Genomic DNA, 14,702 nt, shown 5'->3' with positions numbered 1-14,702 from the left:
TATTTACAATGGGAGTGGCATTTGTGCTGTCCCTTATTATGGGACCGCTGCTGATCCCGCTCCTGCGCCGTCTGAAATTCGGGCAGCAAATTCGGACAGACGGTCCACAAGGGCATTTAAAGAAGCAGGGTACACCGACCATGGGCGGTATTATTATTCTGCTGGCTTTGGCGCTGGCCTCCTTGCGTTTTGCCGATAAAAATACGGAATTATTAATTTTGCTGATTGCTTCCCTGGGCTATGGCCTGGTCGGCTTTCTGGATGATTATATCAAAATTATGTTCAAGCGCTCCCTTGGCTTGACTGCGAAGCAGAAGCTGTTCGGACAGCTGGCCATTTCCGCCGTTGTCTGCTATCTTTTGGTACAGCAGGGACAGAGCACAATGCTGTTTGTTCCTTATCTGGATTTGCAGTTTAATCTGGGCTGGCTTTATTTTCCGCTAATGGCTATCTTGATGCTTGGAGCCTCCAATGCGGTTAATTTCACCGATGGCCTGGATGGACTTCTAGCGGGGACAAGCGCAATTGCCTTCGGGGCCTACACGGTTATTGCAATGAACAATACACAGCCTGAGGCGGCGATTTTCTCCGCAGCAATGGTTGGAGCTGTGCTTGGCTTTCTTGTTTTCAATGCCCATCCGGCAAAGGTATTTATGGGAGATACGGGGTCTTTGGGAATAGGTGGCGGGCTGGTTGCCGTTGCGATTTTGACGAAGGCAGAGCTGCTGCTGGCGATTATCGGCGGTGTGTTTTTGATTGAAATTTTATCCGTGGTCATTCAAGTCGTGTCCTTTAAAACAAGAGGTAAGCGAGTTTTCAAAATGAGCCCGATTCATCATCATTTCGAGCTGGTCGGCTGGTCCGAATGGCGGGTAGTCATAACATTTTGGGTAACCGGGCTGGTGCTGGCAGCTTTGGGATTATATATGAATGAGGTGTTATAACGGATGAAGCATCCGCAAGCGTATCGTGGCAAACAAGTAGTCATTCTCGGGCTTGCCCGAAGTGGAGTTGCTGTCGCCAGGCTTTTTCATCAGCTTGGGGCAGAGGTTACCGTAAATGATAAAAAAGAGCGAAGTGCATGCCCTGAGGCCGATGATCTGGAGGCTCTGGGTATTTCTGTTATTTGTGGCTCTCATCCGGACACGTTGATCCACAGTGGTGTGGCGCTTGTCGTTAAAAATCCGGGTATCCCTTATACGATAAAGCCTGTCCGTCAAGCGGAGGAGCTGGATATTGAAGTCGTAACGGAAGTGGAGGTAGCTGCTTATATCTGTAAGGCTCCAATCATTGGAATTACCGGCTCTAACGGTAAAACGACGACAACGACGCTTATCGGTCTTATGCTTGCTGGTGGTGGTCTATCTCCAATTGTCGCGGGAAACATCGGCAGAGCCCTGACTGAGGCGGCTGAGGAGGCGGAAGAAAGCGATTGGATGGTTGTGGAGCTAAGCAGCTTCCAGCTTAAAGGCACGATACATTTTCGGCCCCGTATAGCATGCTTGTTGAATATTTATGAGACTCACCTCGATTACCATGGCTCCATGGACGATTATATGGCTTCCAAGGCCAAAATATTCGCAAATCAGCAGCCGCAGGATACCGTTGTTATCAACTGGGACGACCCCCTATGCAGGAATCTGCTGCCGCAGGTTCAGGCGAAGCTGCTTCCTTTTTCGATGAAAGAGGCTCTGACTTATGGACTTTACCTGGAAGCGGAGACGCAGACGCTCGTATATCGTGATGTGGAAGGAAACAGGCATCCAATTATTACAGCAGCAGAGATGGGGATTCCGGGGAGCTATAATATTGAGAACGCTCTGGCAGCAGCCGGGGTGGCTTTAACTGCAGGTGTGGAGCTAACGGTTATCGCGGAGGAACTGAGAAAGTTCCGGGGTGTGGAGCACAGGCTTGAATTTGTCAGGGAGCTCGAAGGGGTAACGTTCTATAACAATTCCAAAGCGACAAATTCTGCAGCTGCGATTAAGTCGATAGAAGCTTTTGAAGAGTCAGTCATCCTGGTTGCCGGAGGGCTTGACAGAGGTTCTGATTATATGGAACTGCTGCCTATCTTTCGTGAGCGGGTAAAGGGAATCGTTACTCTGGGCCAAACCGGGGCGAAAATAAACCAAGTTGCTGCACTGGCAGGGATTAGTTCGATTGAAAGCGTCGATACTGCTAACAATGCTGCGGATGCTGTAGACTTGGCCGTTCGGGCAGCGTGGGCAATGAGTGAAGCAGGAGATATTATTTTGCTTTCTCCGGCCTGCGCCAGCTGGGACATGTTTCCTTCCTTTGAGGACAGGGGACGCATGTTTAAAGAGTCCGTGCATAACCTTTAAAGAGGCTTGTTCCAAGCTTAGCTCGGGACAGCCCTACAACACTTACGTATAGAGGTGTCGGTTATGGGTAAAGCGCGGTCCGCTCCGGACATTTGGATGGTTATCAGTACCTTGCTGCTTTTGACAATTGGCGTTATTATGGTGTACAGTGCGAGTGCGGTGCTTGCTTTTCACGAATTCGGTGATCGCTACTATTATTTGAAGCGTCAGCTCATATTCGCTGTTTTAGGCGTTGTGGCTATGTTCTTCACGATGAATGTGGACTACTGGGTTTGGAAGAAGTATGCGCGCAGCGGCCTTATCCTTTGTCTGGTCCTGCTCGTTATCGTTCTCCTGCCTGGAATCGGTGTCGTCAGAGGTGGCGCGAGAAGCTGGCTTGGCATCGGCTCGTTTGGTATTCAGCCTTCGGAATTTATGAAAATAGGGATGATTATATTTCTGGCCAAGCTGCTTTCTGAGCAGCAAGCCAAGGTCACCTATTTCGCTAAAGGACTTTTACCGCCCTTGGGCATTATGGGGCTCGCTTTTGGACTCATTATGCTGCAGCCGGATTTGGGCACAGGTGTCGTGCTGGTAGGTGCTTCTCTGCTGATGATTTATACGGCGGGGGCAAGAATTCTGCATCTTTCCTATTTGGGCATGGTTGGTTTGGTTGGATTTATTGGGCTTGTTATTGCAGCTCCTTATCGGCTATTGCGGATAACCGCATTTCTCGATCCTTGGCAGGATCCACTCGGTGCAGGCTACCAGTCGATACAATCTCTGTATGCCATAGGTCCGGGAGGGTTGGTAGGGCTGGGGCTTGGCATGAGCCGGCAGAAATACAGCTATTTACCTGAACCGCAAACCGATTTTATTTTCTCCATTATCGCGGAGGAGCTTGGATTTATCGGAGGGGCCTTTGTTCTGCTGCTTTTTACTATTCTGGTTTGGAGAGGCATGAGGACAGCTATTACGGCACCCGATACATTTGGCAATATGCTCGCCGTAGGCATCATAGGTATGGTAGCTGTACAAGTTATTATTAATATAGGAGTCGTAATCGGTATGTTTCCAGTGACAGGAATTACACTACCCTTTATTAGTGCAGGCGGTTCCTCACTAACGCTTATGCTGACGTCTATAGGTATTTTATTAAATATATCCCGTTATTCGAGGTGAGAAGGAATGAGAACCATCGTCTTTACCGGAGGAGGATCTGCCGGACATGTTACCCCCAACCTGGCTATTATTACCCGTTTGCAGCAGCTTGGCTGGGACATCCGATATATCGGGTCGGCTGCCGGTATTGAGAAAGATATAATGGCCCATGAGGGCATTCCTTTTTATCCCATTTCCTCTGGCAAGCTTAGAAGATATGTGGATGTGAAAAATATAAAAGATCCATTTAAAGTTGCAAAGGGGGTCTATGATTCATATAAAATACTGCGCAGCCTTAAACCGGCCATTGTGTTTTCCAAAGGGGGCTTCGTGTCCGTTCCGGTTGTGCTTGGCAGCAAAATGAAGCGAATCCCGACGATTATTCACGAATCCGATATGACACCAGGCTTGGCTAATAAGCTGGCTATCCCTTTTGCGGCTAAGGTATGTGTGACTTTTCCGGAAACGATGAAGCATATCAAGGGGCATAAAGCAGTGCTGACTGGTCTTCCGATTCGCCCTGCTATTTTACAAGGAAATGCGATGAAAGGACTTCAGCTATGCGATTTTCATAGTCAAAAGCCAGTCGTGATGGTTATGGGTGGAAGCCTTGGCTCGCAAGCTATGAATAAGGCTCTAAGAGATAATCTGGAGACATGGCTCGCTGATTTTCAGATTGTACATATTTGCGGAAAAGGGAATCTGGCTTCAGCACTTCTGGATGTCAGAGGCTACAAGCAGTTTGAATTTGTATCTGATGAGCTTCCCGATATTATGGCCATGGCTGATCTTGTAGTATCTCGGGCCGGCTCGACGTCGATCTATGAATTTCTGGCACTGGAGAAGCCGATGCTGCTCATTCCTCTGTCCAGACAAGCCAGCCGTGGCGATCAAATTCTTAACGCAGGGTCTTTCCAGCGCTCCGGATATGCAGCGGTGCTGGATGAAGCCGATCTGACTGGCGAATCCTTAATTCTGGCCGTGAGATCTTTATACGAAAACCGCAGCAGCTTTAAAGCAGCGATGGCTACACGCAATAGCATGGATGCTGTCGAGAGCATTATCAGCCTGATTGAAGCCCACAGCTTACCTAAGCTGGTTTAAGGCGAAAAGAATAGGCATTTGTCACACTCTAACCGATCTTACATAAACTACACTATAACCGTGACAGACATCTGAGGCTTTATACAAGAACCGTTTTTTTACGAAAATGGATGACTGGTTTCGGACGGCACTTGTATGAAATTGGCTGGGAGCCATAAGCTTCCAACTACATTCGCCCTAAGTTCTGTGAAGGAGGTTTTCCCATGGAGCAGTTAATTTCCGACTTGCAAGCAGCTGGCATCGGACAAATCAAGCAGAACGAATCGCTGGCCCCCTATACCACTTGGAAAATTGGAGGGCCTGCTGACATTCTCATTATTCCCACTAATAAAGTGCAGCTTGCAGCTGCCATTCAGATTCTCTACCGTCGGGGGATTCCTTGGACTGTAATTGGACGTGGATCCAATCTCCTGGTTACAGATCTAGGTATCCGGGGTGCTGTCATCAAGCTTGGAGAAGCTTTGGAAACATTACGCTTTGAAGGGCGTATGGTGTATGTAGGAGCTTCGTACTCGTTCATCAAACTATCTGTTCTGGCTGCAAAAGAAGGATTGACAGGTCTAGAGTTTGCCGGAGGAATTCCAGGCTCTGTGGGAGGCGCCGTCTACATGAACGCGGGTGCCCATGGTTCTGATGTGTCACGCATACTGAAGTGGGCTGAAGTCATCCTGGAGACAGGGGAATTAGTACAGATGCAAGCACAAGAGCTTCACTATGCGTATCGGCATTCGATTCTGCATAGATTGCCAGGAATCGTGACGGAAGCTGTATTTGAACTGGATTATGGGGAGCGCAAGGAAATTAAGGATGCGCTGGCTGCTCACCGGGCCCGCAGGCTCAGAACGCAGCCACTTCAGTTGGCTACCGCCGGCAGCGTATTCCGTAATCCAGAGCATCATTTCGCAGCTAAGCTGATCGAAGAGGCAGGCTTGAAGGGCTTGCGGGTAGGCGGAGCGGAAGTATCCACTCTGCATGCTAATTTCATTGTAAACACAGGATGCGCTACAGCCGTTGACGTTCTCACCCTGATTCAAGAGGTACAGCGTAAAGTTCGGGAAGTTTATGGAATTGCGCTAGTACCGGAAGTCCTGGTGGTGGGTGAGAGGTAAATCGGAGGTGGAACATTGGAGAAGCTGGTTATCGAAGGTGGAAGACCTCTCTCGGGAGCCATCCAGATACACGGCGCGAAAAACGCCGCATTGCCTATCTTGGCGGCATGCATCATGACTGGCGGCACCTACACGCTGGGCAACGTTCCGAGTTTACTCGATATTGATGTTATGCTGCAAGTACTTCGTTCCTTGGGCTGCAGTACAGAGCAGCAGGGGGATAGCGTCAAGATCGATACATCCACGGCGAATTCCTCGCATATTCCTGAAGAACTTATGGGCCAGATGCGCTCCTCTATTTTCTTGATGGGGCCGCTGCTGGCGAGATTCGGCAGCGTCACCGTGTATCAGCCAGGAGGCTGCGCTATCGGTGAGAGGAAGATCGACCTGCATCTCAGAGGTCTCCAGGAATTGGGAGTCCAAATCGTTGAGACAGGGAATCGTATCATTTGCACAGCTGAATCACTGCAAGGTGCAGAAATCGTGCTTGATTTTCCAAGCGTCGGAGCGACGGAAAATATCATGATGGCCGCCGTTATGGCGGAGGGTGTCACCACTCTGTTCAATGCAGCCAGAGAGCCGGAAATTCAAGATTTGCAAAATTTTCTGAACACCATGGGCGCGGATATTATCGGAGCGGGTACCGATACGATAACGATCCGGGGTGTTAAATCATTAGAGCCCTGCACATACAGCATCATTCCAGATCGGATTGTCGCGGGTACATTTCTTGTAGCAGCCGCAGCGACAAGAGGAAGCATCACCTTGGAAAAAGTAAATCCTGCTCATTTGACCTCTGTCATTCATGTGCTAAGACGCGCAGGTGTTCAAATTAATGTTGACGATGATATAATATATGTAAGCAGTCCAAGCCGCACGAAGGCAGTGGAGCGAATCGTTACATCACCATATCCTGCTTTTCCTACAGATCTGCAATCACAGGTGATGGTACTGCTGACTCTAGCAGATGGATTAAGTATTATAAAGGAAACTATATTTGAAGGTAGATTCAAGCATGTGGGAGAGCTGGCCCGGATGGGCGCAGACATACGTGTTGATCTGAACTCTGCTTTCATTCGCGGGGTGCCACGGCTATACGGGGCAACCGTTGAGGCTACCGATTTGCGGGCAGGCGCTGCTTTGGTCATAGCTGGTCTGGCTGCTCATGGCAGGACCGTTGTTGAGCAGGTGCATCATATTGACAGAGGCTATGATAGAATAGAGCGAATGCTCACTGGGTTAGGTGCGTCAGTTTATCGGCAAAGTTAGAAGGAATAGTTTGCTAGATTGGTTGATAAGGGGCCTTATTTTGGAGCTTTGCCGCCTGTAGGAGGAATAGCGGACTACAAGATCCGTGATTCCTCTTGTAGGCACGAGTAGGCATTCTTCAAGTAAGACCCTAAATTTCCTTCCTGTATGCCAGACTTACGAATATATTTTTCTGCGAAAAAAGATTATGCTTACGAAGTAAGTTTGTTCGTCACTAAGCCAAGCACCGTGCTTAGTATGCTCTCACAAACTGAGCAAATGCTTACGAAGTAATTTTTCTACGAAAAATTTAGGTGGTGCCCATCTTGACCGAAGAAATAGATAAAGTCCCCCCTTTACCGGCTGTCCCCAAAAGAGGCCGAACGAACAAGAAGCTATTAGCTTTTCTGATCGTGTTTTTCTTAACGGTTCTAGTTATTTTATTTTTTCAATCATCGCTCAGCCGCATCAGTGAAATTCAAATCCAAGGCAACCAGCTGGTTACTAAAGATATGGTGGGACAAGCTGCAGCGATTAATATCGGAGACCGCTATTTTGCAATTAGCACAAAGTCGATTGAAGACCGTGTAAATGGTTTAAATATAGTGGAGTCTGTTCAGGTGACAAAGCATTTCCCGGGAGTCATTCATATTCTTGTGAAAGAATTTTCTGAGGTTGCTTTTCAAATCACTGCTGAAGGAAGCAAGCAGGCTGTTCTTTCAGATGGCACTTTAATTGATGTGCCTTCCGTAGACTTCCCGATTGATAAGCCGATTCTCAGCGGATGGACAGACACCGATCCGAACAAATTGGAGCTTACCAAAGTGCTCGGAGAGCTTCCGGTTGGAGCGCTATCCGATATTTCCGAAATCAAGCCCGAGCCTTCAGCTTCTTATCCGGAAAAGATCAAAATTTATACAAGGTCCCAATTTGAAGTTTTTACAACGATCTCTTATTTGCCTGAAAAAATCGATAACCTGCCAGCATTTATAGCATCATTGAATGAACGCGGCATTACAAGCGGGATTATTACGATGCTGGAAGTCGATACTTTCGTGCCTTTCGAGTCGTCAGGGGAGCAGCAAGCGGGTTCAAAGGATGGTGGAAAAACTCCTTAGTGATAACCAGGTGATTCAGCAGACAAAAAAAGATGGGTTGGACTACTCATTCTACACAATTAGTGTTAAAATTAGATTTATGGTTAATTTAGACTCTCTTAGACTGGTCATAATCTGGTAACTATTTCTATTCAAAAAAATTGCAGAAAAAAGAGGGAAACTCACTGCTGTGTTGAATATGTACAGAAGTAATATGAGGACAAGTACTTAATTTAAAAGTTACAGGAGGTGCCAACGGCTTGAGCAACAATGACATCATTGTTAGTTTGGACATCGGTACATCCAGGGTTCGTGCTATTATTGGGGAAGTTGTTAACGGAACCATTAATATAATTGGAGTGGGATCTGCCGACTCGGAAGGTATTCGTAAGGGAGCCATAGTGGACATTGATCAGACCGTGCAATCTATACGAAGCGCGATCGATCATGCGGAACGTATGGTTGGCATACAAATATCTGAGGTTTACGTGGGAATTACCGGAAATCATATTTCTCTGCAATCCAGCCATGGGGTAGTAGCGGTATCTAACGAGGACCGTGAAATTGGAGAAGAGGATATCGACCGTGTCGTTCAAGCGGCTAGAGTCATTGCATTACCTCCCGAGCGTGAAATCATTGGAGTTGTACCTAAACAGTATTTAGTAGACGGTCAAGAAGGAATTAACGATCCTCGTAATATGATAGGCGTTCGCCTGGAAGTGGAAGCAACAATTATTACCGGTGCTAAAACGGGCATACATAATTTGCTTCGAGTTGTCGAAAAGTCCGAGTTGAAGGTGTCAGGGCTTATTCTGATGTCTTTGGCAGCAGGTCAATTAGCCTTATCCAAGGATGAGAAAGCAATTGGAACTGTTCTTGTCGACATTGGTGCCGGTGCAACGACAATTTCAGTCTTCGAGCAGGGAAATTTAACAGCAACCTCGACACTTCCAATTGGGGGCGATTATATCACAAATGATATCGCCATCGGTTTAAGAACGCAAATGGATATTGCCGAGAAAATCAAACTTAAATTCGGTTGCGCCTCTATAGAGGACTCTGCTGCGGATCAAGTGTTTAAGGTAACAAGAATTGGCAGCAATGTAGACAAAGAGTTCTCCCAAATTGATTTGGCTAACATCATAGAACCCCGTGTACAGGAAATATTCGATTTGATTCGAGCGGAAGTTCATCGCTTGGGCACTGGTGACGTTTCCGGAGGCTACGTGCTGACGGGTGGAACTGTATCCATGCCAGGCATGCTTGCGGTCGCACAGGCTGAGCTTATGACCTCCGTCCGGATAGCAATACCTGATTTTATCGGAGTGAGAGATCCTTCTTATACTAGCGGCGTAGGCATTATCCAATTTGTATCCAAATACTTGAGGAGCCGTCAGCCTGGTTCCAGCTTTGTCAAGAAAAACACAGCTAAAGGCACAACTAAAAAAGCCTCAGGCGAGAGCAATAAGCCTGGTATGTTTGAACGATTAAAAAACTTTTTCAGTGAATTTATATAACTGGCAAGGCCTGAATAATCAGGTTTGTCGGGTGTATGGATTAGGATTTGCTAACGAAAGCAAAGTTAGGGGGACAAAACTCACATGTTCGAATTTGATTTTGATACGAATCAATCAGCTCAAATAAAAGTTATTGGAGTAGGCGGCGGCGGCAGTAATGCTGTTAACCGAATGATCGAAAATGGGCTTCAAGGCGTAGAGTTTATTACAGTCAATACGGATGCTCAAGCGCTTCACTTGTCCAAGTCGGAGCATAAGCTGCAAATAGGTGACAAGCTTACACGTGGTTTAGGTGCGGGTGCTAACCCGGATGTAGGTAAGAAAGCCGCTGAGGAATCCAGAGAAGCTATTATGAATACGCTGCGTGGTGCCGATATGGTGTTTGTCACAGCGGGAATGGGAGGCGGAACGGGAACTGGAGCCGCGCCGGTAATTGCTGAAATTGCCAAGGAGTGCGGTGCGCTGACAGTTGGTGTCGTTACCCGTCCTTTCACATTTGAAGGCCGCAAGCGCGCGATGCAAGCAGAGATTGGAATTGCAGCATTGAAAGAAAAAGTAGATACTTTGATCGTGATTCCTAATGACCGGTTGCTTGAAATTATTGATAAGAAAACACCTATGCTTGAGGCTTTTTTGCAAGTCGATAATGTACTTCGTCAAGGCGTTCAGGGCATCTCAGATCTTATCGCGGTTCCCGGCCTGATCAACCTTGACTTTGCTGACGTTAAGACCATTATGTTCGAGCGTGGTGCGGCTTTGATGGGCATTGGTGTGGCAACTGGGGAGAATCGTGCTGCGGAAGCGGCGAAGAAGGCTATTATGAGCCCTCTGCTCGAGACTTCGATTGATGGCGCTCGGGGAGTTCTTATGAACATTACAGGCGGAGCCAACTTAAGCTTGTATGAAGTTAACGAAGCAGCAGATATTGTCTCATCCGCATCTGATCTAGAGGTCAATATGATATTTGGTGCCGTCATTAAAGAAGAACTTAAAGAAGAAATTATGGTTACGGTTATTGCTACCGGTTTTGAGCATAAGCCTGAAGCTGTTCAGCCTCCGCTCCGCCGCCCAGGCACCGCACAGGGGGGGCAGCAGCCGCCACAGTCACAACAACAACAGCAACAGTATCAACAAGAGACAGCCGCAACTGATGGCAGGTTAAATAATCTTAAGCCTTTTGGCAACCAGCCTTCCAGCGATCAGTTGGATATTCCAACCTTTCTTCGCAATCGGGGACGCAACTCGGATAAGTAATCTTATCAACTATCGATCTATCAGAGACGGAGTTCTACTTTCATGTAGAGCTCTTTTTTTGTTGCCTGGGCATGTAAAAGTAAATACTATAATGCGAGCATATAGAGGGAAATATACTATGTCCCACTCTTATTCTCCTACTCTTTTATTCAGGAAGTTAGTGAGGAGGGAGCAAAAAGATGCAAAAGTACATCTTTTTTGGACCGATCGATTTCAGTGGATGTTTAGTTGTTCCCAGTAATCGACAGGATCCTCATCTAAAGTCCGTAAGCTTCTTGTAATGGCTTTTTTCATGGTCTAAAAGCCCCTAGTTCCTTCGTTTTGTTCATTCCTCAATTCCGGAAAAGCACAGCTTAATTACGATCATATGCCTTGTCATCACTATCCCTTTCGCTCAGGAAAAAGACGCCTGCTGTCTGTCCGTTTAAGAATGGCTTTGTTCTGAACTTTGTTGCTGAGAGGGAAGGGATGTGGGAGGAAGAGTGATAGCGTCCGCCTTTAAAGATTTGTTCCACCCCCTATTATTTATTCCATTCAAGGAACAAATCTTTAACAGCGGCTGGAGCCCACATCCCTTCCCTCCCACACGTCCAGCAAGGCGTCATTCCACGGCAATTTATGACAAAAAAAGTTACAACCTACCCGCATGTTTAGACAGACTTTGAAATAGGATTCTAATATACTGATTTAGAGCCGCCAGGAGGTGAGAGGAGTGGTCGTTTACGCGGATCTCATTTTCCTGCTTAATTTACTAATGGATGCCGCGATGCTCATAGCGACTGTACGTGTACGGAAATTGAAAGTACGTTGGTGGCGTATAGCCTCTTCCGCAGGGATCGGAGCTTCTTATGTGGTTCTGATGTTCGTTCCTGCACTTTCGATATTTTTTACTTTTTCGGTAAAGTGTCTATTTTGTATAGCAATGATTCTGACAGCCTTCGGTTTTGGGAGTCTTCAGCATTTTTTGCGAAATCTAGGAACCTTTCTTTTGATCAACTTCGTAACGGCCGGAGGTATTTTTGGGATTCACTATTTTTTTCAATCGTCTGGAAATGTGATGAATGGAATTATGTTCACCCATTCGGGGGGACTGGCCTACCAGGTGCAGATCAGCCTAGTATTTATTCTTGTAGTCGCGGTAGTGATGATCGGCTGGTTTCAAACCATTTTCTCAAGTGTGAAGCAGCGCGGGGAGTTTGTGCAGACTTTGGCAGAGGTACAGATAAACATTGAGCAGCATTTCACATCTTGCGTTGGGCTTATTGACACAGGTAATCAGTTATTTGATCCGCTTACCCGTACGCCTGTCATGGTGTTGGAAGCCTCGGAATGGAAGGATATACTCCCTTCGGTATGGCTGGAGAAAATTCGTTCGGCTAATGTTGATCAAATCATAACCAGTATGGGTACGGAAACATTTATTTGGCAGGACCGGATGCGGTTAGTGCCCTATAAGGGAGTTAACAGAAATACAGAATTTATGCTGGCTATTAAGCCGGACAAAGTCGTGATTGTACATAAGGATCAGAAATATGAATCGGTAAAAGTGTTAATCGGTCTCCATGGAGGAAAGCTTTGCAGTGACGGGTCGTATAGTGCCATTATCCACCCAACCTTGGTTGCTACCGTGTAATATGTGCGCCTTGAGTATTCTTACGAAATGACTAGGAGGAAAGCGATTATGCTCTTGAAGTGGAAATTGCGGTTGCAGCTTATTTATTACCGGGTTTTGATGATGCTTGGACTTAAAGGCGAAGAAATATACTACATTGGGGGGAGTGAAGCGTTGCCGCCTCCGTTAACCAGAGAAGAAGAAGAGTATCTACTAGGGAAATTATCGTCGGGAGATGCGGCGATACGAGCGATGCTGATTGAACGCAATCTCCGTTTGGTCGTTTATATAGCTAGAAAATTTGAAAATACTGGGATCAACATTGAAGATCTGGTATCTATTGGCGCAATTGGTCTAATCAAAGCGGTAAATACCTTCGATCCAGAAAAGAAAATTAAACTGGCCACCTATGCCTCGCGCTGTATTGAGAATGAAATTCTGATGTACCTTCGGAGAAATAGTAAAATTCGGACTGAGGTTTCTTTTGATGAGCCGCTTAATATTGATTGGGATGGAAATGAGCTGCTGCTCTCTGATGTCCTAGGCACGGAGAACGATACGATTTACCGGAATATTGAAGAGCAGGTGGATCGCAAGCTTCTGCACAAAGCTTTGGATAAGCTGTCAGAACGGGAGCGGGTTATTATGGAGCTGAGGTTTGGACTGCAGGATGGTGAAGAGAAGACGCAGAAAGATGTAGCCGATTTGCTGGGCATTTCCCAATCTTATATTTCAAGGCTGGAGAAACGGATCATCAAAAGGCTGAGGAAAGAATTTAATAAGATGGTTTGAATGAATTTGAGACTTCTTTAAAATTTTTTGTGACTGATTTAAGTGAAGCTTCTCCAGCAAATACAAGGTGGAGCGAGTAGAAACCCTTTTGTCAAGTGGCTTTATGGCGTGATGACCACGCATAAAATCAAGGACCTCGGAGATAATTAACATTAATGTTTCTCCTTGGGAGGTAAATCACGGTGACCCGAAATAAAGTCGAGATATGTGGTGTTGATACCGCCAAACTGCCTGTTCTTACGAACGTTGAGATGCGAGCTCTTTTTACTGAGTTACAAACAAAGAAGGATCGATCGGCGAGAGAGAAATTAGTGAATGGAAACTTGCGGCTGGTGTTAAGCGTCATTCAACGATTCAATAATCGAGGGGAATTTGTTGATGATCTGTTTCAAGTAGGCTGTATTGGTTTGATGAAGGCTATCGATAATTTTGATCTGGGTCAAAATGTGAAATTTTCGACATATGCGGTACCTATGATCATAGGGGAAATCCGCAGGTATTTAAGGGATAACAATCCAATTCGGGTTTCAAGATCGTTGCGGGATATTGCTTATAAAGCACTGCAGGTGAGAGACAGTCTGACCAATCAAAATTCACGGGAGCCTTCGATTTATGAAATTTCTGAAGCGCTTGGTGTTCCGAAGGAGGATGTGGTCTTTGCTCTGGATGCAATCCAGGATCCTGTTTCCTTGTTTGAACCGATCTATCATGATGGCGGTGATCCGATTTATGTAATGGATCAGATCAGTGACGAGCGAAATAAGGACATGTCCTGGATCGAAGGCATTGCACTGCGAGAAGCGATGCAAAAGCTGAACGCACGAGAAAAAATGATCTTATCCATGCGCTTCTTTGATGGTAAGACACAAATGGAGGTTGCCGATGAGATCGGTATCTCCCAGGCTCAAGTATCCAGGCTGGAAAAGTCAGCTATTGTACAAATGCAAAAGCATGTGAAGTCTTAAGACCCAAAAGACCTGCAGGGCATCTGCCCGGACAAGCAGGTCTTTTTTTTGCGCTTTTCGGACATTTCGCCCAGCTGCGACATATACTAATAAGGCATGTAAATCCTTTATAGATTCGTGGTGAGCGCCTCGTGAAGATTTCCGATTTTCAAACCAAGGATGTCATCAACATTGTGGATGGTAAAAAGCTCGGCCAAGTGAGTGATTTGGAGCTGGATTTACGTCAAGGCAGGATCGAATCGATCGTTGTGCCGAACCAGAGCCGCTTTTTCGGTTTTTTCGGTGGTGGCACAGATATGGTTATTCCCTGGAAAAACATCGTGAAAATTGGCATGGATGTTGTGCTTGTGAAGCTTGAGGATCCCCGCGGCTACCGTCCTATTGAGGATACAGAAACGATTTATGAACCAAGTCGTCCTTATCGTTAAGCGATATTTGCAATCTTGTGGTATCCTAGTAGTATCTGTTTAAATTAGTCCCTTGGCAGCATGAGAGGGACTTAAGTCTATGTATACATATAAG

At 46.4% G+C, this 14,702-nt stretch carries 13 protein-coding genes; all 13 read left to right on the top strand.

Going from position 1 to position 14,702, the window contains the following annotated elements:
- Positions 1–8 precede the first annotated feature (8 nt).
- Complete coding sequence (mraY, locus tag J2Z66_RS21240) at positions 9–944, top strand: phospho-N-acetylmuramoyl-pentapeptide-transferase (protein WP_209974317.1); 936 nt, start codon at positions 9–11, stop codon at positions 942–944.
- Between the two features lie 3 nt (positions 945–947).
- Positions 948–2,342, top strand: coding sequence for a UDP-N-acetylmuramoyl-L-alanine--D-glutamate ligase (murD, locus tag J2Z66_RS21235; RefSeq protein WP_209974107.1), 1,395 nt, complete (start codon positions 948–950; stop codon positions 2,340–2,342).
- Between the two features lie 63 nt (positions 2,343–2,405).
- Positions 2,406–3,503 (top strand): stage V sporulation protein E, encoded by a 1,098-nt coding sequence (gene spoVE / locus J2Z66_RS21230; protein WP_209974105.1) that lies wholly within the window; start codon positions 2,406–2,408, stop codon positions 3,501–3,503.
- Positions 3,504–3,509: 6 nt separating this feature from the next.
- Positions 3,510–4,586: an undecaprenyldiphospho-muramoylpentapeptide beta-N-acetylglucosaminyltransferase gene (murG, locus tag J2Z66_RS21225; RefSeq protein WP_209974103.1), complete on the top strand. Its 1,077-nt coding sequence runs from the start codon at positions 3,510–3,512 to the stop codon at positions 4,584–4,586.
- Between the two features lie 203 nt (positions 4,587–4,789).
- Positions 4,790–5,695 carry a UDP-N-acetylmuramate dehydrogenase gene (gene murB, locus J2Z66_RS21220; protein WP_209974101.1) on the top strand — a complete coding sequence of 302 codons (906 nt, stop codon included), beginning with the start codon at positions 4,790–4,792 and terminating at the stop codon, positions 5,693–5,695.
- 15 nt (positions 5,696–5,710) lie between these two features.
- Positions 5,711–6,964 (top strand): UDP-N-acetylglucosamine 1-carboxyvinyltransferase, encoded by a 1,254-nt coding sequence (murA, locus tag J2Z66_RS21215; RefSeq protein ID WP_209974098.1) that lies wholly within the window; start codon positions 5,711–5,713, stop codon positions 6,962–6,964.
- A 305-nt stretch (positions 6,965–7,269) separates the two neighbouring features.
- Complete coding sequence (locus J2Z66_RS21210) at positions 7,270–8,061, top strand: cell division protein FtsQ/DivIB (protein WP_209974096.1); 792 nt, start codon at positions 7,270–7,272, stop codon at positions 8,059–8,061.
- 239 nt (positions 8,062–8,300) lie between these two features.
- Positions 8,301–9,557 carry a cell division protein FtsA gene (ftsA, locus tag J2Z66_RS21205; protein WP_209974094.1) on the top strand — a complete coding sequence of 419 codons (1,257 nt, stop codon included), beginning with the start codon at positions 8,301–8,303 and terminating at the stop codon, positions 9,555–9,557.
- Positions 9,558–9,641: 84 nt separating this feature from the next.
- Positions 9,642–10,811, top strand: coding sequence for a cell division protein FtsZ (ftsZ, locus tag J2Z66_RS21200; RefSeq protein WP_209974092.1), 1,170 nt, complete (start codon positions 9,642–9,644; stop codon positions 10,809–10,811).
- A 712-nt stretch (positions 10,812–11,523) separates the two neighbouring features.
- Positions 11,524–12,444, top strand: coding sequence for a sigma-E processing peptidase SpoIIGA (gene spoIIGA, locus J2Z66_RS21195; RefSeq protein ID WP_209974089.1), 921 nt, complete (start codon positions 11,524–11,526; stop codon positions 12,442–12,444).
- Between the two features lie 48 nt (positions 12,445–12,492).
- Positions 12,493–13,215, top strand: coding sequence for an RNA polymerase sporulation sigma factor SigE (sigE, locus tag J2Z66_RS21190; RefSeq protein ID WP_209974087.1), 723 nt, complete (start codon positions 12,493–12,495; stop codon positions 13,213–13,215).
- Positions 13,216–13,397: 182 nt separating this feature from the next.
- Entirely contained in the window at positions 13,398–14,180 is a 783-nt protein-coding gene (gene sigG / locus J2Z66_RS21185) for an RNA polymerase sporulation sigma factor SigG (RefSeq protein ID WP_209974085.1), read from the top strand.
- A 131-nt stretch (positions 14,181–14,311) separates the two neighbouring features.
- Entirely contained in the window at positions 14,312–14,608 is a 297-nt protein-coding gene (locus tag J2Z66_RS21180) for a YlmC/YmxH family sporulation protein (RefSeq protein WP_209974083.1), read from the top strand.
- The last annotated feature ends 94 nt before the right edge of the window (positions 14,609–14,702 follow it).

Source organism: Paenibacillus eucommiae, from assembly GCF_017874215.1.
GTDB classification, from domain to species: Bacteria; Bacillota; Bacilli; order Paenibacillales; family NBRC-103111; genus Paenibacillus_AI; species Paenibacillus_AI eucommiae.
Note: the sequence above shows the minus strand (reverse complement) of the source record. Positions and strands in the feature narration are given on the sequence as shown.